Raw genomic sequence first — 24,071 nt, forward strand, 5'->3', positions numbered from 1 at the left:
AATGAATTAAGACAACCGAAATAATCAGAAATATCGCGGGTTTTGCATTTGCAGAACCCGTTTTTTTGTGATTTTGGGTGAGTTTCTACAGTAAAATAGTCCGGTTCTTTTTTCCTGTAAAAGAATGAAGAATAGCTTTATCTTTGTGGCGGTTAGGTCAGCTTATTGATTCTCGACCAAAAGCAAATCGTATTTAATGAAAGACAGAAAAGTAACAAAAGGGCAGGGTAAAGAACCACGTAGCGGGAAACCACAAAATATTGAGTTTAAAGTGAAGCAGGATCAGGAATTAATGAAATTTCTGATTGAGCAACTGCCGCATAAAAACCGGAACAACATTAAAACCATGCTTAAGAAAAAGCAAGTGTTGGTAAATGGTGCTGCTGTTAGTCAGTTCAACCACCTGTTGAAATCGGGCAATGTTGTTTCACTGAGCCGGAAACCTGGTCCTTCGGCCCCCAAGATGAATGGCATTGTCGTTGTTCATGAAGACAAGGACTTGATTATCGTAAATAAAAATGCCGGATTGCTGACCATTGCCACCGACAAGGAAAAACGCCAAACGGTGTATAGCATACTTAGTGACTATGTGAAGGCTCAGGATTCGAAAAACAAAATATACATCGTACATCGCCTCGACCGCGAAACCAGTGGTTTGATGATGTTTGCCAAAAGCAAAGAAATGAAGGATCTTTTGCAGGAATCCTGGAAACAAACTATTGCCGAACGTAGCTACCTGGCTTTGATAGACGGTCAACTTAATCCGCCGGAAGGAACACATAAGTCGTATTTATTCGAGAGTAAAGTCTTTATTGTTTACTCAACTCAGGATCCCGAACGTGGTCAGGAAGCTATCACGCACTATTCGACCCTGAAGAGTAACGACAACTATTCCTTGTTGAAAGTGAATTTGGAAACTGGTCGTAAAAACCAGATCCGGGTGCACATGAAGGATTTAGAACACCCAATTGTTGGGGATAAAAAATACGGATCAACGACTAACCCGATTGGACGTTTGGGACTACATGCCTGGGTTTTGGCTTTCCGTCATCCGGTCAGTGGTAAAATGCTCCGTTTCGAAACATCGATTCCCGGCAGTTTCCTGAAATTGTTCTAGCTCCTGATTGATAGGTAACTCGAGATAGAAAATAGTGCCTTTGCCCGGTTTGGATTCAACATGGATCCGTCCACCGTGTTTTTCAGCAAATTCCTGACAGATAATTAATCCTAACCCAGTGCCGCATTCGTAATTGGTGCCGGGGTGGATTTTGCTTTGATTCATGTTGAAGAGGTTCTCAATGATGTCAGAAGTCATTCCTGTCCCTTGATCGACAACCGAGAGTACAACTTTATTTTTCTTGCTGTGTGCTTTTACCCTTATTTTCCCTTCTGGGTAGGAGTATTTAATTGCATTTGCAAGTAAGTTGCGGAGAATTGTTTTTAGCATTTCTTCGTCAGCCATAACTTTCAAATCCGCTTCGGAATTGTTTTTTAAAAGGATGTTTTTTGAGTCAGCTTGATCACTGATTTGATTGAAAACATTGGAGATAATGGAATTGATTGATAGCTGGCGCGGGCAGTAATGAATCCGGTCAGTTTGAATCAAGGCCCAGTTTAGCAAGTTTGCTAACAACGAATTCGCATGGTCGGCAGATTGGTAGATAAATTGCAGATATTGTTGAATGTCCTCATTCGGAAGTTTCCCAATATCACTGATTAATAGCTCGCTGAATCCCTGGATAGAATTTAGGGATCCTTTCAGGTCGTGACCAATGATGGAGAAAAGTTTATCCTTGGTGGTAATCATGTCTTTTAAGATAGCTTCTGTGTTCTTCTGCCTCGAGATGTCGCGCACATATGCGATTAATCTTCTTTGTCCGTTTAGGTTGACAAACTTGGTGTTGATTTCGGTCGGAAAGATGGTTCCGTCCTTCTTCATATTTTCTCGCTCCAGATAAACGTCGCCGGTAGCCATTTCTTCCGGAATAATATCGGGAAGGAGGCCGGCAAATTCAGTTGGAACCAAATCACGAATGCTGAGTTTTAACATTTCTTCGCGCGTGTAACCAAACATATTATGCCCCATCGTATTGCAGTCAAGTATTTCACCTTTCTCATTTTCCAGGTAAATTCCATCCAACGACAGATCAATGAGGGTGCGTAGTTTTAATTCATTGGCTTTAAGTTCCCGTTTCTGCCGGTTGTTTTTCATCAATAAGTAGGCGATAATCAACCCTGAGAACCCGCCGAGGATTGTTGGGATCCCGATTACGGCATTATCAATGATTTCGATGTTCAATAAAAATAAGAGCAGTACCGATATTAAAAGGATCAATAATAGCCCAACAATGGAACCGGTTGTAAGAATCAATGCGGGTTTAATTTTGTTACTTACCATGAAATTGATGCAGATGAAAGTTTTGTGTTCGTAAGTTAGAAATTCTTGTCATTTGCTCAAATGGTGGAATAAAAATTTTCGAATAAAGGACGAGACTTTTTAAATTCAATTGGCCAAACTACTCAATCTCTTTTTTATTGATTTTGAAAAGAGCTAATTTTGAATACAAAATAACAAGTAAAACTAATGAAGACTATTCTAATTACAGGTGGCGCCGGATTTATCGGATCTCATGTAGTTCGCCTGTTTGTCAATAAATATCCAAACTATAAAATTGTCAATCTCGATAAGTTGACTTATGCCGGTAACCTGGCTAATTTAAGCGATGTAGAAGACAAGCCGAATTATGAGTTTGTGAAAGCGGATATCGTGGATAGCGGCAAAATATTGAGTTTGTTTCGTGAGTACCGGTTTGATGGAGTGATCCATCTTGCGGCTGAATCTCACGTCGACCGTTCCATTGCTAACCCAACCGAATTTGTGTTCACCAATGTTATTGGAACGGTTAATCTGTTGAATGCGGCTCTGGATGTTTGGAAAGGCAACACTGAAGAAAAACTCTTCTATCACATATCAACCGACGAAGTTTACGGGTCATTGGGTAAAGAGGGGATGTTTACCGAATCAACTAAATATGATCCTCACAGTCCCTATTCGGCATCGAAAGCCAGCTCTGATCATTTTGTGCGGGCTTATTGCGATACTTTCGGCTTACCAACGTTGGTGTCAAATTGTTCTAACAACTACGGTTCGTTTCAATTTCCGGAAAAGTTGATTCCCTTGTTCATCAACAATATTCGATACAATAAGGCACTGCCTGTTTATGGAAAGGGTGAAAATATCCGGGATTGGTTGTGGGTGGAAGACCATGCCCGTGCCATTGATGTGATTTTTCATCAGGGCAAAGTCGGTGAGACGTACAATATTGGAGGCCATAACGAGTGGACCAATATTGACCTAATTCAACTAATGTGTAAAATATTGGATCGCAGACTCGGGCGCAAAGAGGGAGCTTCAGCTGAACTAATTACCTATGTGAAAGATCGCGCCGGTCATGATTTGCGCTATGCAATAGACTCCTCCAAGTTGCAAAAGGAGTTGGGATGGGTGCCCAGTCTTCAGTTTGAAGAAGGCTTGGAGAAAACCATCGATTGGTATCTGGAGAACGAATCGTGGATGCTGAATGTGACCAGTGGAGACTACCAGTTGTATTATGAGGAGCAATATCAGAAACGCTGATTTTTAGCGAATAAATATTATTGAGGGGCCAGCGAGCCCCTTTTTTCTTGTTGCAAAACAACAGGGCTTTACCTAAATTGGGATTCTGAAAAATGAAATCCTATGAAACGTCGCAACTTTGTTAAATCCACAATTGCCGGGGGATCAGCTTTGTCTATGGTTGGTTTGTCGGCATGTACCCCATCTGAAAAATCGTCCTCAAAAAGTTCCGAAGTCAGCGTACTCCTTGATTTTGAATTCAATGAATTTACCATCGATCAGTTTCAGCAACTGATGACTGAAGGTAAAATGAGCTCGGTAGCGATTTGTCAGCAATATTTGGATCGTATTGCAGCGCTCGATCACTTATTGAGTTCGATTATTGAGTTGAATCCTGAAGCTTTGGAGATCGCAAAGCAATTGGATATAGAAAGACAGAAGGGCAAAGTTCGCGGGCCGTTGCACGGTATCCCGATTGTTATAAAAGATAATATTGATACAGATGATCAAATGATGACCACTGCCGGTTCATTGGCTTTGGCGGGTACATCTGCTCCCGATGATGCTTTTATTGTGAAGAAACTGCGTCAGGCAGGAGCCGTACTGTTGGGGAAGACCAATCTGAGTGAATGGGCCAATATTCGTTCAACCAAATCATCGAGCGGGTGGAGCGGACGCGGTGGACAGGTACGGAATCCTTTTTGTTTGGATCGCAGCTCTTGCGGTTCCAGTTCTGGCACAGGAGCAGCTATTTCTGCTAATTTGTGCGCGATTGGAATCGGAACTGAAACGGATGGCTCCATCGTTTGCCCGTCAGGAATTAATGGGATTGTAGGGCTTAAGCCAACACTGGGAATGTGGAGCCGTGACGGGATTATTCCTATTTCTCACAGTCAGGATACTGCAGGACCGATGTGCCGTACAGTGAAGGAAGCTGCCATTTTACTGGGTGCTTTGGCCGGGTCGGATACAAATGATGCGGAAACTCACCTGGAGGAGGGAACAATTTATGTTGACTATACCCGGTTTCTAGATGAAGATGTTTTGCAGGGGATTCGGGTTGGCGTTGTGCGAAATATGTTTGTGTCCAACACCGATGTGACAGCTTTGATGGAAAAGGCGATGGCCGATTTGAAAGCTGTTGGTGCCGAGGTTGTGGATCAACTGGAGTTGAAATCCCGCTCGGAATGGGAAGAGGCAGAATGGACGGTACTGTTGACGGAATTGAAAGCAGATATGGCTGTTTATCTCCAGAGCAGAACCGATCAATCTTTCAGAACATTGGCTGATTTAATCCAGTTCAATAAGGAACATGCCGCCCAGGAAATGCCTTGGTTTGGGCAGGAGATATTTGAGCAGGCCGAACAAACAAAAGGGTTGGATGACCCAGAATATTTGTCTGCCCTGAAAACGTCAAAAGAGAAATCACGGAAAGAGGGGATTGATCAACTAATGGACGAACATCAGTTGGATGTGCTGATTGCGCCAACAAATGGGCCAAGCTGGCCAATTGATTGGGTTAACGGCGACAATTACACAGGCGGTAGCAGCGATGCGGCCGCTGTGTCAGGATATCCGAGTATAACCGTGCCGATGGGCTTTGTGAAGGGTTTGCCGATTGGTATTTCGTTCTTTGGACGAGCCTGGAGTGAACCAACATTGCTAAAGCTGGCTTACGCCTATGAGCAAAAGACGAAACACCGGAAATCTCCCGGTTTTAAATCAACAATCGGCTAAGCTGTTGAGCGTCGGTTTAAAAGCTGGTTAATATTTCCGCGATTGACAGCTTTTCGGTAAATTCGCCCAAATTAAAAACCAATTAGCATGTTTTCAGGAATAGTTGAAGAATATGGTGTGGTGAAAGCCATCGAACGGGAACAGGAGAACTATCATTTCACCCTGACTTGTTCTTTCGTGAACGAGTTGAAAATTGACCAAAGTGTGTCGCACAACGGCGTTTGTCTGACAGTGGTAAAACTGGATCAGGAAGCAAAAACCTATACGGTTACGGCCATTAAAGAAACCATTTTGAAAACCAATTTAGGATATTGGGAAGTAGGGTCGAAAGTAAACCTGGAGCGTAGTATGATGATGAATGGTCGATTGGACGGGCACATTGTTCAGGGACATGTTGACCAGACTGCTGTTTGCAAAAAAGTGGAAGAAGCCGAAGGAAGCTGGTATTTCACCTTTGAATATGAGCTTGATAAAAGCAAAGCTCAGCAAGGATATATGACTGTTGAAAAAGGTTCAGTTACCGTGAACGGCGTGAGTTTGACGGTGGTGAACTCGAAAGATAATTCGTTCCAGGTGGCAATCATTCCTTATACTTATCAGGAAACGAACTTTCACACGTTCAAAGAAGGTACCGTGATAAATTTAGAGTTTGATATCATCGGTAAGTACCTCGCCAAACTGGCATCATTTAAATAAGAGATTCAGATTTTAGCATATAGAAAGATCCGGCCCAGCGACCGGATCTTTTTGCTTTTTTTTAGGAGTGAAAAACCAGAAGCGGTGTTTTCACATGAAATACCATCTTTCGCGCAATGCTTGGATTAAAAATCCGTGTTATCAAGTTTCGCTTATGCGTTGTCAGCGAAAGTACGTCAATATCGTTTTCTTCGATAAATTCCTCCAGATCGATTAGGATATTTGAACCATGCCTGATGATACACTCAATTGGTGTATCGGGATATTTGTTACTGAGCATGTTGTGGAGACTTTCCAATTTGGCTTCGTCCCATTCGCGGGCTGCGCTTGGGCCAATGTGTAAACAGCATAGTTTGGCATTGAAGGGCTTCAAAAGACCCAATAATTTGTCGATTGAGACTAAATCTTTTTCATCAAAATTAGTGGCATAGACGATTTTCTTCATCGAAGCCAGGTTCAGGAGCGGCGCTTTTCCGGGAATAACGAGTACAGGCACATTCGATTTGTAAATAACTCCCGCTGTGGTACTTCCCATGATATCCAGATCGTCTTCTTCTGGTCCTTTTATTCCCATTACGATCAGGCGTGGTGGATGTTTTTCGGTGAAATACAGAATATCGTCTTCCGGATAGCCCAGTTTTATCATGTGTTCCGATTCAACCGTTTCCCAGACTTTAGCACCAATATAATCCGTCAGTTTATTCAGAAATTGGCTGAATTGTTCATCGGCAAATTCCTCGCGTTCTTTCAGGTGGTCATAAAGTCCGGTGTTAAACGCCATCACATCCGAATAGGGCATGCTGAAGAAATCGGGTTGTTGGATAACGTGGTAAAATATTAATTTCGATTGCAGTTTGTTCGCAATTTCAAAGGCCATTAATGCGGCTTTAAAGGAGTAGTTCGAAAAATCGACAGGCACCAAAACGGTGTTTTCCGACTTTGCTTGTTCTTTATCTTCTTTTCCTAATAACTCATCTACGATAGGCCAGGCTTGTTTGATATCCCTTTCATAAATCCGGACTTTAACACCGGAAGCAACAGCCCCCTGAATCAGATTTATGTTTTCAAGAAAACATTCGATACCTTCCGATTCCAACATTGAGCGGAGAATTTCAGCTTTGGAATAAGGAAGAAGTGCGATTGTGACTAGTTTTTCTTCCATAGCTTCAGGTTTTAAATAAACGGGTTTATTTATTATTTCGAATTTCAGAGCTCTTTGGTTTCAAACATAAGCCTATTTCTTTGTTAAAATGTTTTTTAAGTTACTTTGATGTGATGAATTCTTGACGAAACAGAATTCCTGATTCAATGATGATTATTAATTAGTTGAAATTAGTTATCTTTTTTTCGTGTAAATAAGTGGAATGAATCTTCTTCAAACAAGAAGTAATCGTTGGCGGAATTCAAAAGGTTCTGCTAATTTCGTTCCCCGAACAGTATAGCCACAGAAATTCAGAAAATGAGCCAAACAGCATTAATTACCGGATCAGCGAAACGAGTTGGACGAGAAGTTGCCCTCCATCTGGCTTCGAAAGGATGGAATCTTGCCCTGCACTATAATTCATCTGAGAAAGCTGCCAATAAGTTGATTACTAAATTGCAAAAGGAATATCCGGAGCAGGAATTTGTTTTGTTTCAGTCGAATATGCAAAATCCGTTTGCGGTTGAAAGTTTAATTCCGGAAGTCCTTCGGGTTTTTGGACAGTTGGATTTGTTAGTCAATAACGCTGCGATTTTTGAAGGTGCTTCTATTTTTGAAACGCACTTCGACTTATTGGATCGATTGATGATGATTAACTATCGGGCTCCCTTTCTCCTTATTCGCGATTTTGCCCGGCATATCGGTAAAGGATTGGTCGTTAACTTTGTAGATACGCGTATCACCAATGTTAAAACGGATTATGCAGCCTATAGTCTTTCCAAAAAGGCACTGTGGGAATTAACCAAAATGGCCGCTTTCGAATTTGCGCCTTATATTCGCGTTAATGCCATTGCTCCCGGAGCGACCTTGCCTCCGGAAGATAAAGACGAGTCTTACTTATGGTTAATAGCGAAGAAGACACCCATGCAAAAGCCAAGCGGAATTGAACCGATTTTGAAAAGTTTGGACTTCATTTTAGAAAACGATCATCTTACGGGACAACTCCTCTTTTGTGATGGTGGTGAAAATCTGGGGCAAACAATCTGATCGAAGGGAACATTCTTTACAACTTGATGTTGTCTAAGAAAACCAGTCGTGTGGTTGAATAAACAATAAACAGGTCAACGATCCAATTATTTGATATGGCAAAAATTCGTGTAAAAAATCTCTTGTTACGCACTTACATCGGTTTTAATCCGGACGAATTGGTTAACAAACAAGATGTAGTGATTAACCTGGAAATAGAGGCACCGGTACCGGAGTCAGCTTTGGAATCTGACGAGCCCAACGGAATCTACGATTATAAATTGGTTACTAAGAAAGTCATTGCTCATGTTCAGGACGGGCATTTTAAGCTGCTCGAAGTGTTGACTTCGAACTTACTGAATATGATAATGGAAGACGATCGCGTGACTTATGCCAAAGTTGAGGTCGACAAACCGCATGCGTTGCGTTTCGCCGAATCTGTTTCATACGAAATGGAGGCACGTCGTTGAATGCTGTGATTATTTCCATTGGTTCCAATATCAACCCGACCGAGAATATCCGGAAGATGCTGGCGATTTTGCAGGCTGATTGTGCAGAGCTGCGAGTATCTGATTTGGTTACAACAAAGCCAATTGGAATCGAAGAGCAGGATGATTTTGTGAATGGTGCTGCTTCGCTTCAAACGGAAATGGGACAGATCGAGTTTAAGGCTTACCTCAAATCTGTTGAAGACCGATTGGGGCGGGACCGGACACTTCCAAAATTTGGGCCCAGAACCATGGATTTAGATATTGTCGTCTGGAATGGACAACTCATAGACGATGATTACTTTACCCGCGACTTTCTGCGCGATGCAGTTGCAAGTCTTGGGTTCATCAAATAACAATTGTCAGAATTAATGTCCCAAATAAGCTCCTATGAACTCACTGAAACAAATAACCTGGTCGCTGTTAATTATTCTTTTGGTTGGTTTTGCCGGATGCAAGAACGATAGTAAAGACGTTGAACAGATAGCTGACGAGGTGCTTGTCAGTAACGAGCTGGGAACAAGTATCAGCCAACTTTTCATTCAGTCTTCAATTGGGCTTTTATCAGCTCAATACCCTGATGCCGCCGGGTTGACATCTGCGGTAAAATCGGGTGTAAATGTTTATACGATCACTTATAAAACGACTTTTCACGGGGTGGAATTAATTGCTTCCGGTTTGGTTGCTGTTCCTGCTGCTGGTGGGAATTACCCGGTTCTGTCGTTCCAAAACGGGACGAATGTTTTGTACAGTGAGGCTCCAACTAAAAATTACAAATTCAATCCTGACGATCTTGAAAACACAACAGTTGTTTTAGAAAGTATGGCTTCGCTTGGCTTTGTTGTTGTCATCCCCGATTACCCGGGGTTCGGTAGTTCCGAGGCGGTTTTTCATCCCTATCTGGAAAAGGAAAATACCCTTCCGGCTTTAACCGATATGATATTGGCGGCTGGTGAGTTGTTGGCAAAAGAGGAATTGGAGCCCAAACTAAATGGAGATTTGTTTATCGCAGGCTACTCACAGGGAGGTTGGAGCACCATGCAATTGCTGAAGGAATTGGATCAAAACCCTTTGGATGGATTTAATCTAAAAGCTGCGTCCTGTGGTGCAGGCCCTTATAATTTGAGCCAAATGAACTCGTATGTTTTAGCGCAGGATACTTATTCCATGCCTTATTATTTTGGTTACCTGCTTCATGCCTATGAGTTGCACGGATTAATTAGTAACCCACTTTCCGATTTATTTGCAGCGACTTATGCCCCCAAAATACCGGGCTTATTCGATTTTGTGACCTCTGGAGGAGCAATTAATGCTGAGTTGACGGATAATATTGATGAGCTTTTTCAAGCCGATTACATCAGTGGGTTTAGCTCGGACAGTAAATTTTCGACTGTGGAATCAGCACTCGCTGCCAACAGTATTTCTGCATGGAATCTGAGTACACCGACGATGCTTTTTCATGGCGATGCAGATGTATATGTCCCGGTTGAGATCTCCAATGATTTTATCTCCGATTTTCGGGAGTTGGGAGTTAATGACGATATGATTTCATTGACAACGATTACTGGCGCCGACCATACCGGGGGTGTTCTTCCGTTTGGTTTGAAAACAGTTGCCTGGTTTCTAAGCATGGAGAATTAATCAAAAACTGACAAATAACATCGCATAAAACGCAGAACAGGATTACCTTTGCACCAAATTCATTGATTTATGTACCTTTTTGATGTACAAACTACACTAGTCGGACATCGATATATAAACATCAAAAAACGCGATTCATTTCCATTCTAGTCGCTTAAAATTCTTACGCCTTTATGTTTCGCTCCGGTGAGTGAAATTTTGCTGTACATGTTTATTTGCTGCAGCTTCTTATTTAAATAAATTGAATTTAAGAAATTTTAAAACGATTGGAAATGGAACTTCCTTTTGCAGAGAATTACCGTATAAAAATGGTAGAACCGATCTACCGTAGTACCCGTGAAGAACGTGAAAAATGGATTCGTGAAGCGGATTATAACCTGTTTAACCTGCGTAGTGAGCAGGTCTATGTTGACTTGCTGACAGACAGCGGAACCGGAGCTATGAGCGACCAGCAATGGGCTGCTGTGATGACCGGCGATGAAAGTTATGCAGGTTCATCCTCTTTTTTCAACTTAAAGGACCGGGTGAGGCAAATCTTTGGCTTCGATTATTTTTTGCCGGTTCACCAGGGACGGGCCGCCGAAAATGTGCTGTTTTCGGTTTTGGTGAAAAAAGGGAATGTCGTTCCCGGAAATTCACATTTTGATACCACTAAAGGACATATCGAATTTCGGAAAGCCAAAGCCATTGATTGCACCATTAATGAAGCTTTTGATACAACGATTAATCATCCGTTTAAAGGTAATATTGACCTTGAAAAACTTCAGTTGGTGCTGGATTCATATCCGAAGGAGCAAGTTCCGATGATTATTGTTACCGTTACTTGCAATACTTCCGGAGGACAACCGGTATCGATGGAAAATATGCGTCAGGTCAAACAGCTCGCCGATATATATGAAATTCCGGTTGTGTACGATTCGGCTCGTTTTGCTGAGAATGCCTGGTTTATCAAACAGCGGGAAGAAGGCTATGCGGATAAGTCAATCAAGGAAATTGTGACCGAAATGTACTCGTACGCTGATGGGATGACCATGAGCAGTAAGAAAGATGGGATCGTCAACATTGGCGGCTTGCTTGCTATGCGACGAAAAGATTGGTACGATGAGGCTACGGTTTACAACATCATGTACGAGGGATTTTTAACTTACGGCGGAATGGCCGGTCGCGATATGAATGCGCTTGCTGTCGGCTTAAATGAAGCTACTGAGGCCGATTATCTGGAGGCTCGAATCAGACAGGTTCATTACCTCGGGAATAAGCTGATTGAAGCTGGTGTGCCGGTTCAGCAACCGTTGGGTGGTCATGCCGTGTTTGTTGATGCCCGGCGGTTTTTGCCCGCCGTTCCAAAAGAAGAATACGTAGCTCAAACCTTAGCTGTTGAGTTGTATGTGGAAGGTGGAATAAGGGGCGTTGAAGTAGGAACGTTACTTGCCGATCGTGACCCTGTTACGCATGAAAACCGCTATCCGAGTACCGAGTTTCTGCGTTTAGCGATTCCTCGCCGTACCTACACAAACAATCACATGGATGTGGTTGCTGCCGCCCTGATAAACATCTTCGAAAGACGTGATTCTATTCGGCATGGTTACCTGATTGAACATGAGGCACCGATTATGCGCCATTTTACCGTTGGCCTTAAAAAGATTGATTAATACAATACCTGATAAAACAAAAAATCCCGGCTTTCAACCGGGATTTTTCTTTATAATCATTTTGCTATTTGCGGGCGTTGGAGAAGAAATCTCGCTGTGCCTTGATCAGATTGATATAGTGCATCAGCAGGTTCTTGGTTTCCGAAACAATGTTGAAGAACAACACGGAATTGCGTGTGTTGACCTCTTTGTTCTTGATTCGTTTAATTTGTGCTTTCTCGAGCTGAGATAATTTAGTGATCAAATCATCTCTTTGTTTAATGACGTTATCCAACTCTTCAAATTTCTCTTCTTTAACTACATGAAGAGTCAGGTTTACAAAGTTGGTCGTGTCAATCAGAAAGTTGCTAAGTTCATTCACTTGAGCCTCGGTAAATGGTTTGTGGTTGTTTTCCATATGCTCATACAGCGGATCAACCAAATAGGTAAGTGAATGTGAAACTTCGCGCATGTAATCGACTAATTGTACATAGAAGTGACCAACATCTAACGAGTCGCTCTGCTGTAATTTATCAATTACTGCAGAAACTTTATTCTTCATTTTCTTGGTCTTTTTATCGAAGGTCACTTTCATATCAACAGCTTCCCGGAGGTGGCTACGGTCTTCATTAAGGAAACTTTCCGTGGCGACAGAGTATACCTGATTGATCGTAAGAACTGCGTTAAGGACCTGTTTCTTGGTTTTATCGATCACCTTATCGGCCTCGTCAGTTTCGTTTACATGCTCTTCATCTTCGTTCAGTTTGTTAGCTGCTTTTTTACGTAAAACAACATGGGTGCGAACAACTGTAAGAATTGCCAGAGCGATGAAGACGAAAATCATAAAGTTTCCGCTTATTGAGATGATCAAGGCAACAATAAGTGAAGCTGTAAAAGCGACTAAAGCAGTCAGGAACCAACCGCCGACTACTGCAAATACTCCGGATATGCGGTATACGGCACTTTCACGTCCCCAGGCTCTGTCCGATAAAGAGGTACCCATGGCGACCATGAATGTCACATATGTAGTCGAAAGTGGTAATTTCAAGGAGGTACCAATTGAAATCAGAATTCCGGATACAATCAGGTTGATGGCAGCCCGAATCTTATCAAATGCTGCTTCCTCTTCCATGGTCAGGATTCGTTCATTTTTCGGATGCTCAAAGCGAGAATCGATGAATCTGTTCAGGCTTCCAGGTAAAACTTTACGAAAATTGTTGTTGATCTGGATAGTATTGCGGACAATTAAACGCGATAGTGCAGATGATCCGAAACGTTCATCACCTTCAGTTTGTCTTGAAAGATCAACCGTCGTGGCAACAACATTGCGCGCTTTCTTTGATGTTATCAGCGTGATAATCATTACGAAACCGGCAATTAGAAGCATATACGAAGGTGTGCCTACTTTTCCTTTCAACATTTCCATTGAAAAGGCATCTGGAGCGATTGCGCCTCCTGCAATCCAGGCTTTGAAAGAATTGAAGCCAGCTAATGGAACACCGATAAAGTTAACCAGGTCGTTTCCGGCGAAAGCCATGGCCAATCCAAAAGTACCAACCAGAACGATCATTTTTGGGATGTCAATTTTAAAAAGCCAGGTGAGGAGTTGAAGGAGAACTGTCCAACCGATAAAGCTGTACAGCAATATCTCAAACATGTTGGTTTTCATGTAATCCAACATTCCTTCGGTTATAAAAGTAGCTCCTTTGGCACCTTTGATGATCATGAAGTAGGTCATCGCGGCAATTGATAAACCACCAAAGATGGCGCCGTAGTATTTTAGCGTACGGTGTTGACGGAAAGAAAATACTAGACGGGCAAGATATTGAATAAGCGCACCTACTATAAATGCGATGAACACAGAGATCAAAATCCCGGAAATAATGGCTAATGCCTTTTCACTGTTAATGTATTCCGATAGTTGACCAATGTTTTGTCCTGCGAGTTTGATTTTGACAAATGAAACAGCAACAGCCGCGCCAAGTAGTTCAAAAACAATTGATACGGTTGTGGACGTAGGGAGTCCGAAGGTATTGAACATGTCCAGTAAGATAACATCAGTTATCATCACGGCCAGAAAGATGATCATGATTTCTGAAAACATGAACATATCAGGATGAAAAATCCCTTTACGAGCGACTTCCATCATTCCGCTTGAAAAAACTGAACCGGCGAGGACACCCAAGCTGGCTACACCAAAGATCAACCATTTAGGCGCGGCTTTGGATCCGATAGCGGAATTGAGAAAATTGACAGCATCGTTACTTACACCAACAATCAAATCGGAGATTGCCAAGGCAAATAACACGACCACAAGAATTAGATAAAATTGTTCCATTTTTGATTTTAATTAGAATCGCGGGCAAAAATAACCGCTCATAACTCAGTAGGTGGAAATAGAAATTTAAAAAACTATTAAACAATTATTAATAAATCATTAAAGACGAAATAACTAATTTTTCTCCTAATTTTAGATAGAAATTGAAATTTCTGTGAAATTGACTGTGATTTCAGTTAGATATCAGGCTTAAGGACTTATTTTTGAGAATCAGATTTTGAGTGGACTGACTTAAGGGGCGATATCAAGTATGATCTTTTTTATCCTAATTAACAATCGAAAAGTAATATTGAATGAAAACATATCCTATCAAGCGTTTATCGCTTTATCTCACATTATTAGTTGCGGGTTTATGTGTTCTTGAAGGACTGGTTCTCGGCGTTCTTCCAGGCTCGCTTTGGTTGAAGTTAATATTGATGGTCGGGTTGCTGGGGGCAGTGTATGTTTTGACTGTCTTTTTATTGACTCGCTACATCAACGATAAAATTGAACCGATTTACAAAGTGATTCGGGAGATTCCGTTGCAAGGGAAAGCTGCCAAAAACGACACTCAAAATGTTAATGAGATTGCCGATGTACACAAGGAAGTGGAATTGTGGGCCAAAAATCAAACGCAGGAAATCACGCGTTTGAAAGATTTGGAGCGCTATCGGAAAGAGTTTGTGGGAAATGTATCGCACGAGTTGAAAACCCCGATTTTCAATATTCAGGGATATATTCTGACACTGCTTGAGGGAGGCTTGGACGATCCAAAGATTAACAAGCTGTATTTAAAAAGAACAGAAAAAAGTATCGACCGGATGATCTCGATTGTGGAGGATCTGGAATCGATCACAAAACTGGAATCAGGTGTGCTGCGTTTGCGAGTTGAGAGTTTTGATATCGTGAAGTTGGTCGAAGATGTGCTTGAGATGGAACAGATGATGGCCAACGAACGCAAAATGCAGTTGCTATTTGAGCGTCCCGATAAATCTGTATTGGTTCGCGCCGACAAAAAGCGGATGACAGAGGTGGTTTCGAACTTGGTGGCCAACGGGATTAAATACGGACGTAGAAAGGGTTTTGTAAAGGTGACCTTTTATGACCTGAAAGACCATTTGATGATTGAAGTAATGGACAACGGGATTGGTATCGATAAAAATGATTTACCTCGTGTTTTTGAACGATTTTATCGCGTCGATAAATCACGCTCGCGTGAACAAGGCGGTACTGGATTGGGTTTATCAATAGTGAAACACATCATTGAGGCCCATAAACAAACAATAAACGTTAAATCGGAAGTGGATGAAGGAACAACTTTTACATTCACACTTGAAAAAGCCAAATGATTTTGGTAAATTTCCTGCACTTCAATTTAAATTGAAGTGCAACTGAAATATTGCCTTGGAAAAATACATTAGCCTTTGTAATACAAACCTGATATGAGTGAAGAAAAATACAAAATCCTCTTGGTAGACGATGAAGTCGATATCTTAGAATTCATTAGTTATAATCTCGAGAAAGAAGGTTTTACAGTTTATACAGCCCAGAATGGCGCAGAAGCGATTAAAGTCGCCGAGAAAAAAATTCCGCACCTGATTATTTTGGATGTTATGATGCCTGAAATGGATGGTATTGCAGCATGCGAAGAACTGCGGAAGATTCCGGCTCTTCAGAGTTGCATCATTGCTTTCCTGACTGCACGCGGAGAGGATTATTCGCAGATAGCAGGTTTCGAAGCAGGAGCTGATGACTACATCACAAAACCAATTCGTCCGAAAGTATTGGTGAGCCGTGTGAAGGCTTTGTTGAAACGTACCGGAGGAAATGGTAGCACTGCTGCAGCTCCGATCGAAAATACAAATACAGTGGCCATTGGTGATTTGGTGATTGACAAAGAACGTTACCTGATTAAAATGAATGGTGAAGAAATGGTTCTTCCGCGGAAAGAATTCGAACTGCTTTCGTTGCTGGTGTCAAAACCTGGCAAAGTTTTCACTCGCGAAGAAATCTATTATTCAGTTTGGGGGGATAATGTAGTGGTTGGTGACCGCACAATAGATGTGCATATTCGCAAGCTGCGTGAAAAGATTGGGAACGATCACATCAAAACCCTGAAAGGGATAGGATACAAATTTGTTGAATAGCAAACTAATTGTAACACTATAACAGAAGCATGACTCTTACCGGTCATGCTTTTTTATTTTGCAAACCAACCTTTACACTGTGGGGGAATAGTTTGGTTGTTCAATATTTCAGTACGCAAGTGATTGGTATTCAGTAAAAACAGTATTCGCTGGGGGTTCGGTGAAATCTTAAGCGGGGAGGATCAAATGTAGTTTATTATCAGGTAATTGATGGCAAAGCCCAGGAAAAAACCGGCATAGACCTGAATCGGATTGTGCTTTCCCAGCAAAATGCGTGCAGTTCCAACTACCCCGGCAACTAAAATTAAGGCAGCCAGCAAGACAGAACTATCAATATTTAAGCGAAACGACAAAGCTAAAAAGGCTCCAATTAAGCCACCAATTCCGGCTAAATGAGCACTGATTTTCCATTTGGTCGATATGAGTAGCAGGATGGCGATGGTCAGGATACTTGAGACTAAAACAATGCGATAAATAGGATAGATTGGCACTTTCCCCAGAAAATAATATCCCAGGTAATAAAATACTGCTGTGCTCAGCATGGGAAAAATCCGGTCAGAGCTTTTATCGAGGTTTAGTTTAAAGCGGGGTGAAAAAAGCATCAAGCCAATACTGATCAGCGGCAACAAAAAAGTACTCATGACAACAATCAGCAGAATCACTCTTTTTGCTTCGAATGAAATTAGGGCGAAGTAAAAGCCAGTATTCATTAATAGTAAGAAACCCAATGTTGGCATTAACAATGGATGAAATAGAAAGGAAACTGCCTTCGCGAGTTTTTGCATCATGTTTTCAAAGCTTATTCAAATTATAATTCTTTGCGCATTCGGGCAACCGGAATACCCAGTTGTTCGCGATACTTGGCGACCGTTCGTCGGGCAATGGGATATGATTTCTCTTTCAGTATTTGAGCGAGTCTGTCGTCAGTTAAAGGTTTTCGCTTGTCTTCTGCCGAAATGCAGTCTTCCAGTATCTTTTTGATTTCCCGCGTCGAGACTTCTTCACCGGTGTCTTTCTGCATGCCTTCTGAGAAGAAGTATTTCAGGGCGAAAATGCCGAAATTGGTCTGAATGTATTTGCTGTTCGACACACGTGAAATGGTGGAAATATCCAACCCGGTACGATCTGCAATGTCTTTCAGAATCATCGGTTTCAACTTCGTTTCATCACCATCCTGAAAATATTCTTTTTGGAAGTCAATGATTTCAGACATCGTAACCAGTAGCGTTTGATGACGCTGACGAATGGCGTCGATAAACCATTTAGCGGAGTCCAGTTTTTGCTTCACAAACATCATGGCATCCTTTTGGTCGCGCGAAATATTTTTCCGGTTTTCGCTGTACGATCGTAGCATGTCCATATAGTGACCATTCATGCGTAGGTCGGGAACATTGCGTTGATTAAGTGATAACTGCAATTCGCCATCGTGATTTTCAAGGATGAAATCCGGTACAATTACCTGGTTCGATTTACTGAGCGGATTGCTGTACGAACCTCCGGGTTTCGGATTTAGTTTGAGGATTTCGGCAATAGCATCTTTCAAATCTTCTTCACTAATCTCGTATTTCCGAAGAATTTTGTCGTAGTGCTTCTTGGTAAATTCGTCGAAATTATCGGCAATGATTTTTTCTGCTAACATTGTGGCAGGATTGGCTCTCCTGCGTTGAATTTGCAACAACAGACATTCTCTTAAATCACGGGCTCCTACACCAGCCGGATCAAACTCCTGAATGATTTCTAGCAATTCTTCGAGCACGGATTCTTCGACGGTCAAATTCAGATTAAAAGCCAGGTCGTCGCTGATGGAGAGTAAATCGCGTCTTAGATAACCGTCATCATCAATGTTTCCAATGATGTATTCGGCCAGTAAGCGTTTATCTTCATCTAAATTGGCTAATCCCAGCTGTTCGTGCATTGACTCGTGAAAATTGGTTCCTGATGAGAATGGAATATCAATTTGTTTGTCATCTTTCGAGTAATTGTTGGCAGCAAGCTTGTATTCCGGAATGTCATCTTCGTCCATGTAGTCTTCCAGCGAGAACTCGTCATTATCCTGATCGTTGGAATTTTCCTCCTGTGTATCGCCAATTTCATCGGGCGATTCATTCAACATTTCCAATACCGGATTTTCTTCCAGCTCCTTTTTTATGCGTTGCTCCAACTGCACGGTAGGGATCTCCAGAAGTTTGATCACCTGTATTTGCTGAGGTGATAACTTCTGCAGTAATTTTTGCTGTAGACTAAGTTTTTGAGATGGCATACCGTACTTAAAAGTATTCTAAAATAGTTGTTTCATGCCTCTTGCTGCTCGGGAATTCCCGTAAAACCTTTGTTTAGGCAGAGGAAATTAAAATTTACTTATCCCAAAATTAAAATTTTTATGCGTACAACGCACTGTCAGGGTCAATAAAGCCAGCCAGATCAACTTTTCTTTCACATTTTAGATAGAAAGGAACGCGACAGAGACTGATCGATTATGAGGATCCCTTAAAAATAAGTCCGTCTGACCGTTTACGTCTTTGCTTTTTCAGTTTAAAGAAAGGAAGGTATTTGACCTTTTTGTATTTCACTTTCGGACCGAAGAGATTAAAATCGACACCAAAAGTAAGACTGCTGTAGTCCGAGAAGTCAGGTGCAAATAGCGACAAAACATTGTCGGTTCCGATATAAAATTGTGCGGCCCGCCAACGATATTGAATACCGATCGGAATATTCTTGAATGACGTTCCGTAAACTCCCAATCCTGCTATAATTGTTAATTTATCGGATCGTTTATAGTTTGCCAAGGCAGAAAAACTGTTGTGTCCCATTTTCTCAACCTGAATATACCGGTTAACAATTCCCAGACTCAAGCTTTCAGATAGCTTATAGTTAAGGCCGGCATAAAAAGTCGTTGGAATCTTTGTTTTATATTGGTTTTGCTGGTTGGCAATTTCAAATAGCTGATCGATATTGTCCACAAGATTTACTTCGTCGGTTTCTTTTATCAGCACGTTCCTGTCGGGATCGAGATGAACGTTCTGAATCTCATACAAACCGCCGTCAAAGTTGAGTTTGTACAGATATTCTTTCCAGGTTATTTCTCCTAAATCCAACACACTGGCTGTAAATGTGAGGTATGGATTAATTTTCCAGTTGATTCCTAGATCTAGCCCAAAACCCGAATTTTTCCGGTTGAAAACATAGTCCATAACTGAATAGCCATCCATCACGGCTATTTTTGTAATTACTCCGTTTTGTTCGTTATCGGCAGCCGGAATTGAAAAGAAAACATCACCTTGCGATTTGGCATAGTAGGTGCTATTCTCATCAATCATTTGTCCTTCTACCGTTGATGTGAGAAATGATTTTCCGTAATAGAGTTTTAGTCGAACTCCGATGTCCAGTTTATTCCGGATAATCTCATTGGCATATCCCAGTGAATATTCCCGGAGGTGAAGACCCACCGTCGGAAATTCCTGAATTTGTTCCAAACGTGCAGTTTCAAGACCTGTTGTGTCCATTAAAAACCGGGAGAACTCTCCACCATAGCGCATTAAAGCGTATGCCTTTTCTTTAATTTGAAAGTCGAAAGATCCGTATGCAGAATTGATTCCCAGATTAATCAGGTTTGTTTCCACGTAATTGTACGAAACGTCTTTCTTGATGAGTTTTCTGAACAGTTCCTTAGATTCGTCGGTCACGTCCTCTGAAAAAAGGATATCGGAGACCATATTGAAGGCTTCCCGGTTGTTATAGCTGTATCCGACTCCAGCCATTGGGAAAATATTAAAGGTGAAATTTTTTTGTTTGGTCAGTGATGCAGGGTTGTAGTTGGGAGCGTTATAAAATCCGTCAGTATGGTAAAAAAGAATGTTCGACTGGGCCCAGGAAGTCAGGCTTAGAATGGAAAAAGCAGTAAGCAAAAAAATGGATCGGACTTTGGATGTTCGGATTTTCATGCCATTCAGTTCAGAGGATTGCCTACCAGTAGTTGAAATTTGATTATTGTGGGTTGAAAAAATTTACCTCTCCGGTTTCGAAAATGAAACATAACGGAGAGGTAAACAAATATACATAACAAATAGCTGTTGATTGAACGAGACTATTCATTTTTATCAACTAAAACTTGTTGGTAATATCCAACAGATGCTTAAAATTCAGCATTTTTAGGTGTTCTCGGGAAGGCAATTACATCGCGAATGTTGCCCATTCCGGTTACAAACAGGATGAAGCGCTCGAATCCCAAACCAAATCCTGCATGAGGTACAGTTCCGAATCGACGGGTATCCAAATACCACCACATTTCTTCGGATGGAACATCCATCTCGTTCATGCGGTTAACCAGTTTGTCGTAATCCTCTTCACGCTGCGAACCACCAATGATCTCACCAATCTGCGGGAACAACACATCCATGGCAGCTACGGTTCTGCCATCATCGTTTTGCTTCATGTAGAAAGCTTTGATATCTTTCGGGTAGTCGATCAGAATTACCGGCTTTTGGAAATGCTTTTCAACCAGGTAGCGTTCGTGTTCACTTTGCAGGTCAACACCCCATTCAACAGGGAATTGGAATTTATTTTTCTTGTATGGCTTCGAGTTTTTCAAAATATCGATGGCCTCGGTATATGTACAGCGAATGAAATCGTTCTCCAAAACAAACTGCAATTTTTCAATCAATTCCATCGACCGTTGATCAGCAGGCTTATTTTTTTCTTCCTGTTCCAGACGGTTGCTTAGGAATTTCAGATCGTCCATGCAATTCTCCAGGGCGTATTTAATCAGGTATTTCAAGAATTCCTCTGCCAAATCCATATTGTCGGTCAGGTCGAAGAAAGCCATTTCCGGCTCAATCATCCAGAATTCTGCCAAATGGCGGGTGGTGTTCGAGTTCTCGGCACGGAACGTAGGGCCAAAGGTGTAAACTTCACCTAACGCTGTTGCTCCCAACTCTCCTTCCAGCTGTCCGGAAACAGTAAGGTTGGTTGGTCGGCCAAAGAAATCCTGTGCGTAATCAATCTCACCCTCTTCAGTCATAGGTGGATTTACCGGGGGAAGTGTTGAAACACGGAACATTTGTCCGGCACCCTCAGCATCCGATGCAGTTATAATAGGCGTGTGCAGGTATACAAATCCTTTGCTGTTGAAATAATTGTGGATGGCAAAAGCCATGGCATGGCGAAGGCGGAAAACAGCACTGAAAGTAGCTGTACGGAAACGCAAGTGTGCATTTTCGCGCAAAAACTCCAAACTGTGTTTCTTGGGTTGAATCGGATATTTTTCAGGATCAGCTTTACCGTAAATGATGATTTCGGTAGCGTTCAGCTCCACTGCTTGTCCGCTTCCTTGCGATTCAACCAACTCGCCGGTAATTGCCAGCGATGCACTGGTATTGATATCTTTCAGTAATTCTTCACCGAATTTTTCAACCTCGGCAACAACCTGCAAATTATTGATGGTCGAGCCGTCATTCAACGCGATAAAATTCACGTTCTTACTTCCTCGCTTGGTTCGTACCCATCCTTTTACCAACACTTGCTGGCCTACTTGTCCGCCAGTCAATACTTCTTTAATCTTCAGTCGTTTCATGCTGTATTCTCTGTTTTGCAGGTTAAGCTTGATTTTTTTTAATGAAAAGCAAAAGTACATTTTTCTGTTGAAAAACATGGCTGAGCCTGTCGAAATGTTTAATCAGTTACAGTCAATTAACCTGGGATAGAAATCAGTCGCTTAAAATTGGAAGATTAGCGGTCACATTACTTTGTTTTAGTATGATACGATTGTTTTATTGATAAATTCTGGCTTATTTTATCCCTCAACCAACAACTACTCCAGCGGCATGAGGATCGAGGACCGTATACTATTCAATGAAATCAAGCAGGGGAACCGAAAGGTTTTCGAAGCGTTGTTTTACGAATACTATCCGGGGTTAGTGCGTTTTGCAGAAAACTTTGTTTTCGATTCGGCAGTTTGCGAAGACCTTGTTCAAACCCTCTTCCTGTATTTTTGGGAACATGCCCAGGGAATGGACATTCAACGGTCCCTGAAATCCTATTTTTATCAATCGGTACGCAATCGCTGTCTGAATTACCTGCGTGATCTGCAGGTGGAAGATAAACACAAACTCCTTTTTGTTGAGGCCAGTTTGGACTGCGATGATCCGGATTTTACGAAAGATGTGGATTTGAGCCGCGAGGTGGAAGAAGCAATTGAGTCGTTGTCTGAGCAGATGCGGGAACTATTTTTGCTGAAATACAGAGATGGTAAGCGAACCAAAGAAATTGCAGAGCAGAAAGGAATATCAGAGAATACGGTGAAAACCCATTTACTCCGGGCGAAGGAAAAACTGCGCAGAAAACTGTCGGACAACACGTCTTTGATTTTTTTCCTTTAAGCTTGTCACCCATTTTCGGAATGCCCGTGTCACAAGGGAAAACAACGCTTAAATGGCACCCAAGTACACGATCGATATTAAAATCATTTGGAAATCAATCCATGGGCAGTTGACGGTTGAAGAGCAAAAGCTGCTGCAGAATTGGTTGAACGAAGATTCGTCGCACCGCAGTTATTACCTTCAGGCCAAAAGATATTACCAAAAAGGAACTTCTTTTTCCAATTCGAAAGCCGAAATGGATCGGGCCTGGCAATCTTTCGCGAATCGCGAGCGATTGATGCGTCGCAGGTTAATTTTCCGGAAATTGGCTGTTGCTGCTTCAATCTTAATTTTGGTAGCGGCAACAACTTCAATTTTATATTGGCAATTCAACAATCAACCGGCACTAGTCGCGCCGGGCCAGCTCAGTCTGATTGAACCGGGGAGCGGAAAAGCCACTTTGTTTTTTGATGACGGACGTACCTATGAACTCACAAATTCCGGTAAACTGCAACTTCAGGAAGATGGGGTAGCCATCAGTAATACTAAGAATGGATTGGCTTATGTTGCCGGGGAGAATGCGTTGGCTGGCACCCGTTACAACATTTTGCGTGTTCCGCGTGGCGGAGAGTATGCGCTCACCTTACCCGATGGAACCCACGTGTGGATGAACTCCGAAAGTTCCATTCGTTACCCGATTAAGTTTGGAGAGAACGAACGCAGAGTTGAGATTCAGGGACAAGCCTTTTTTGAGGTTGCTCACAACGAAGAGAAGCCTTTCCTGGTTTGGTCGGGTAATCAACAAATTCAGGTGTTGGGGACACAGTTCGACCTGAAAGCATACCAAAATGATGAAACCATAACGACAACTCTTGTTCGGGGAAGTGTTCGCATTCGTTTGAAGAATGATCCTGAGGTTCAGGAAACCTTAGCGCCCAATGAGCAATGTACCTTCAACAAAACAGATAACAGTTTAAATAAACGGGTCGTTGAAACCCTGCCTTTTGTCTCGTGGCGAAATGGTCGTTTGGTGTTTGAAAATGAAGAACTGGGTGAGATCATGAAGACCTTGGGACGCTGGTATGATTTTGATGTGGTTTTTGCTTCGGAGAAAACAAAACACATTCGATTTACCGGAACATTGAAACGCTACGATAAGATTGACAAAGTATTGAACAAAATCGCTAAAACAAACGAAATCAGAATAAATGTAAACGAAAATCGTATCAGCATTGAGTAAGAAAAAACGGGAAATGTTCGCACCATCTCCCGTCCGTT

At 42.0% G+C, this 24,071-nt stretch carries 20 protein-coding genes; 13 read left to right on the forward strand and 7 right to left on the reverse strand.

Annotation, left to right across the window (positions count from 1 at the left end; all coding sequences use genetic code 11):
* The first annotated feature begins 196 nt into the window (after positions 1-196).
* Positions 197-1,117, forward strand: coding sequence for an RluA family pseudouridine synthase (locus tag GJV22_RS15195; RefSeq protein ID WP_163715621.1), 921 nt, complete (start codon positions 197-199; stop codon positions 1,115-1,117).
* Here GJV22_RS15195 and GJV22_RS15200 read toward each other — a convergent pair.
* Positions 1,022-2,398: a PAS domain-containing sensor histidine kinase gene (locus GJV22_RS15200; RefSeq protein ID WP_163715623.1), complete on the reverse strand. Its 1,377-nt coding sequence runs from the start codon at positions 2,396-2,398 to the stop codon at positions 1,022-1,024. The two genes, GJV22_RS15195 and GJV22_RS15200, sit on opposite strands and share 96 nt — an antisense overlap.
* A 186-nt stretch (positions 2,399-2,584) precedes the next feature.
* Here GJV22_RS15200 and rfbB point away from each other — a divergent pair, with 186 nt between their 5' ends.
* The 3 genes from rfbB (at position 2,585) to GJV22_RS15215 (ending at position 6,049) form a co-directional block, all read left to right on the forward strand.
* Positions 2,585-3,637 (forward strand): dTDP-glucose 4,6-dehydratase, encoded by a 1,053-nt coding sequence (rfbB, locus tag GJV22_RS15205; RefSeq protein ID WP_163715626.1) that lies wholly within the window; start codon positions 2,585-2,587, stop codon positions 3,635-3,637.
* Positions 3,638-3,739: 102 nt separating this feature from the next.
* A complete protein-coding gene (locus tag GJV22_RS15210; protein ID WP_163715629.1) occupies positions 3,740-5,353 on the forward strand; it encodes an amidase in 1,614 nt (537 codons plus the stop codon).
* Between the two features lie 87 nt (positions 5,354-5,440).
* Positions 5,441-6,049, forward strand: a complete 609-nt coding sequence (locus tag GJV22_RS15215) for a riboflavin synthase (protein WP_163715631.1) — start codon at positions 5,441-5,443, stop codon at positions 6,047-6,049.
* Between the two features lie 61 nt (positions 6,050-6,110).
* On the opposite strand, the gene GJV22_RS15220 is transcribed toward GJV22_RS15215, so the two are convergent.
* Complete coding sequence (locus GJV22_RS15220; RefSeq protein WP_163715634.1) at positions 6,111-7,211, reverse strand: universal stress protein; 1,101 nt, start codon at positions 7,209-7,211, stop codon at positions 6,111-6,113.
* Between the two features lie 297 nt (positions 7,212-7,508).
* Between GJV22_RS15220 and GJV22_RS15225 the strand changes: the two genes are divergently transcribed.
* The 5 genes from GJV22_RS15225 (at position 7,509) to GJV22_RS15245 (ending at position 11,997) form a co-directional block, all read left to right on the forward strand.
* The gene (locus tag GJV22_RS15225; protein ID WP_163715638.1) at positions 7,509-8,237 is read left to right on the forward strand and encodes an SDR family NAD(P)-dependent oxidoreductase; all 729 of its coding nucleotides are present in this window, start codon (positions 7,509-7,511) and stop codon (positions 8,235-8,237) included.
* A 95-nt stretch (positions 8,238-8,332) separates the two neighbouring features.
* On the forward strand, positions 8,333-8,686 hold the full coding sequence (locus tag GJV22_RS15230) for a dihydroneopterin aldolase (RefSeq protein ID WP_163715642.1): 354 nt from the start codon (positions 8,333-8,335) through the stop codon (positions 8,684-8,686).
* A 5-nt stretch (positions 8,687-8,691) separates the two neighbouring features.
* Positions 8,692-9,060 (forward strand): 2-amino-4-hydroxy-6-hydroxymethyldihydropteridine diphosphokinase, encoded by a 369-nt coding sequence (gene folK, locus GJV22_RS15235; RefSeq protein WP_238480355.1) that lies wholly within the window; start codon positions 8,692-8,694, stop codon positions 9,058-9,060.
* Between the two features lie 34 nt (positions 9,061-9,094).
* Positions 9,095-10,345 (forward strand): alpha/beta hydrolase family protein, encoded by a 1,251-nt coding sequence (locus GJV22_RS15240; protein WP_163715648.1) that lies wholly within the window; start codon positions 9,095-9,097, stop codon positions 10,343-10,345.
* A gap of 272 nt (positions 10,346-10,617) precedes the next feature.
* Positions 10,618-11,997: a tryptophanase gene (locus GJV22_RS15245; protein WP_163715651.1), complete on the forward strand. Its 1,380-nt coding sequence runs from the start codon at positions 10,618-10,620 to the stop codon at positions 11,995-11,997.
* Between the two features lie 64 nt (positions 11,998-12,061).
* Here GJV22_RS15245 and GJV22_RS15250 read toward each other — a convergent pair whose 3' ends face one another.
* Positions 12,062-14,314, reverse strand: a complete 2,253-nt coding sequence (locus GJV22_RS15250) for an inorganic phosphate transporter (protein ID WP_163715653.1) — start codon at positions 14,312-14,314, stop codon at positions 12,062-12,064.
* 293 nt (positions 14,315-14,607) lie between these two features.
* Here GJV22_RS15250 and GJV22_RS15255 point away from each other — a divergent pair, with 293 nt between their 5' ends.
* Together GJV22_RS15255 and GJV22_RS15260 are read left to right on the forward strand one after the other, a co-directional pair.
* The gene (locus tag GJV22_RS15255) at positions 14,608-15,642 is read left to right on the forward strand and encodes a sensor histidine kinase (RefSeq protein WP_163715656.1); all 1,035 of its coding nucleotides are present in this window, start codon (positions 14,608-14,610) and stop codon (positions 15,640-15,642) included.
* Between the two features lie 93 nt (positions 15,643-15,735).
* Positions 15,736-16,440 carry a response regulator transcription factor gene (locus GJV22_RS15260; protein WP_163715659.1) on the forward strand — a complete coding sequence of 235 codons (705 nt, stop codon included), beginning with the start codon at positions 15,736-15,738 and terminating at the stop codon, positions 16,438-16,440.
* Positions 16,441-16,622: 182 nt separating this feature from the next.
* On the opposite strand, the gene GJV22_RS15265 is transcribed toward GJV22_RS15260, so the two are convergent.
* The 4 genes from GJV22_RS15265 to asnS form a co-directional block, all read right to left on the reverse strand.
* Complete coding sequence (locus GJV22_RS15265) at positions 16,623-17,228, reverse strand: phosphatase PAP2 family protein (RefSeq protein ID WP_163715662.1); 606 nt, start codon at positions 17,226-17,228, stop codon at positions 16,623-16,625.
* Positions 17,229-17,248: 20 nt separating this feature from the next.
* On the reverse strand, positions 17,249-18,700 hold the full coding sequence (gene rpoN / locus GJV22_RS15270; RefSeq protein WP_163715665.1) for an RNA polymerase factor sigma-54: 1,452 nt from the start codon (positions 18,698-18,700) through the stop codon (positions 17,249-17,251).
* Positions 18,701-18,914: 214 nt separating this feature from the next.
* Positions 18,915-20,381 (reverse strand): DUF5723 family protein, encoded by a 1,467-nt coding sequence (locus GJV22_RS15275; RefSeq protein WP_163715667.1) that lies wholly within the window; start codon positions 20,379-20,381, stop codon positions 18,915-18,917.
* Positions 20,382-20,572: 191 nt separating this feature from the next.
* Positions 20,573-22,009, reverse strand: coding sequence for an asparagine--tRNA ligase (gene asnS, locus GJV22_RS15280; RefSeq protein ID WP_163715670.1), 1,437 nt, complete (start codon positions 22,007-22,009; stop codon positions 20,573-20,575).
* Positions 22,010-22,259: 250 nt separating this feature from the next.
* On the opposite strand from asnS, the gene GJV22_RS15285 reads away from it, so the two are divergent.
* Both GJV22_RS15285 and GJV22_RS15290 read left to right on the forward strand, forming a co-directional pair.
* The gene (locus tag GJV22_RS15285; RefSeq protein ID WP_163715673.1) at positions 22,260-22,814 is read left to right on the forward strand and encodes an RNA polymerase sigma-70 factor; all 555 of its coding nucleotides are present in this window, start codon (positions 22,260-22,262) and stop codon (positions 22,812-22,814) included.
* A gap of 52 nt (positions 22,815-22,866) precedes the next feature.
* Complete coding sequence (locus GJV22_RS15290) at positions 22,867-24,033, forward strand: FecR family protein (protein ID WP_163715676.1); 1,167 nt, start codon at positions 22,867-22,869, stop codon at positions 24,031-24,033.
* Positions 24,034-24,071: the final 38 nt, after the last annotated feature.

This window comes from Mangrovibacterium lignilyticum, from assembly GCF_010882175.1.
Lineage (GTDB): Bacteria > Bacteroidota > Bacteroidia > Bacteroidales > Prolixibacteraceae > Mangrovibacterium > Mangrovibacterium lignilyticum.

Bases quoted from the DNA above. Each gene is read 5' to 3' on its own strand.
- rpoN (WP_163715665.1), bottom strand. From the start codon at position 18,700: ATGCCATCTCAAAAACTTAGTCTACAGCAAAAATTACTGCAGAAGTTA.
- GJV22_RS15285 (WP_163715673.1), top strand. From the start codon at position 22,260: ATGAGGATCGAGGACCGTATACTATTCAATGAAATCAAGCAGGGGAAC.
- GJV22_RS15215 (WP_163715631.1), top strand. From the start codon at position 5,441: ATGTTTTCAGGAATAGTTGAAGAATATGGTGTGGTGAAAGCCATCGAA.
- asnS (WP_163715670.1), bottom strand. From the start codon at position 22,009: ATGAAACGACTGAAGATTAAAGAAGTATTGACTGGCGGACAAGTAGGC.
- GJV22_RS15200 (WP_163715623.1), bottom strand. From the start codon at position 2,398: ATGGTAAGTAACAAAATTAAACCCGCATTGATTCTTACAACCGGTTCC.
- GJV22_RS15255 (WP_163715656.1), top strand. From the start codon at position 14,608: ATGAAAACATATCCTATCAAGCGTTTATCGCTTTATCTCACATTATTA.
- GJV22_RS15250 (WP_163715653.1), bottom strand. From the start codon at position 14,314: ATGGAACAATTTTATCTAATTCTTGTGGTCGTGTTATTTGCCTTGGCA.
- GJV22_RS15240 (WP_163715648.1), top strand. From the start codon at position 9,095: ATGAACTCACTGAAACAAATAACCTGGTCGCTGTTAATTATTCTTTTG.
- GJV22_RS15225 (WP_163715638.1), top strand. From the start codon at position 7,509: ATGAGCCAAACAGCATTAATTACCGGATCAGCGAAACGAGTTGGACGA.
- GJV22_RS15290 (WP_163715676.1), top strand. From the start codon at position 22,867: ATGGCACCCAAGTACACGATCGATATTAAAATCATTTGGAAATCAATC.
- GJV22_RS15195 (WP_163715621.1), top strand. From the start codon at position 197: ATGAAAGACAGAAAAGTAACAAAAGGGCAGGGTAAAGAACCACGTAGC.
- GJV22_RS15220 (WP_163715634.1), bottom strand. From the start codon at position 7,211: ATGGAAGAAAAACTAGTCACAATCGCACTTCTTCCTTATTCCAAAGCT.
- GJV22_RS15265 (WP_163715662.1), bottom strand. From the start codon at position 17,228: ATGATGCAAAAACTCGCGAAGGCAGTTTCCTTTCTATTTCATCCATTG.
- GJV22_RS15275 (WP_163715667.1), bottom strand. From the start codon at position 20,381: ATGAAAATCCGAACATCCAAAGTCCGATCCATTTTTTTGCTTACTGCT.
- rfbB (WP_163715626.1), top strand. From the start codon at position 2,585: ATGAAGACTATTCTAATTACAGGTGGCGCCGGATTTATCGGATCTCAT.
- GJV22_RS15210 (WP_163715629.1), top strand. From the start codon at position 3,740: ATGAAACGTCGCAACTTTGTTAAATCCACAATTGCCGGGGGATCAGCT.
- GJV22_RS15260 (WP_163715659.1), top strand. From the start codon at position 15,736: ATGAGTGAAGAAAAATACAAAATCCTCTTGGTAGACGATGAAGTCGAT.
- GJV22_RS15245 (WP_163715651.1), top strand. From the start codon at position 10,618: ATGGAACTTCCTTTTGCAGAGAATTACCGTATAAAAATGGTAGAACCG.
- GJV22_RS15230 (WP_163715642.1), top strand. From the start codon at position 8,333: ATGGCAAAAATTCGTGTAAAAAATCTCTTGTTACGCACTTACATCGGT.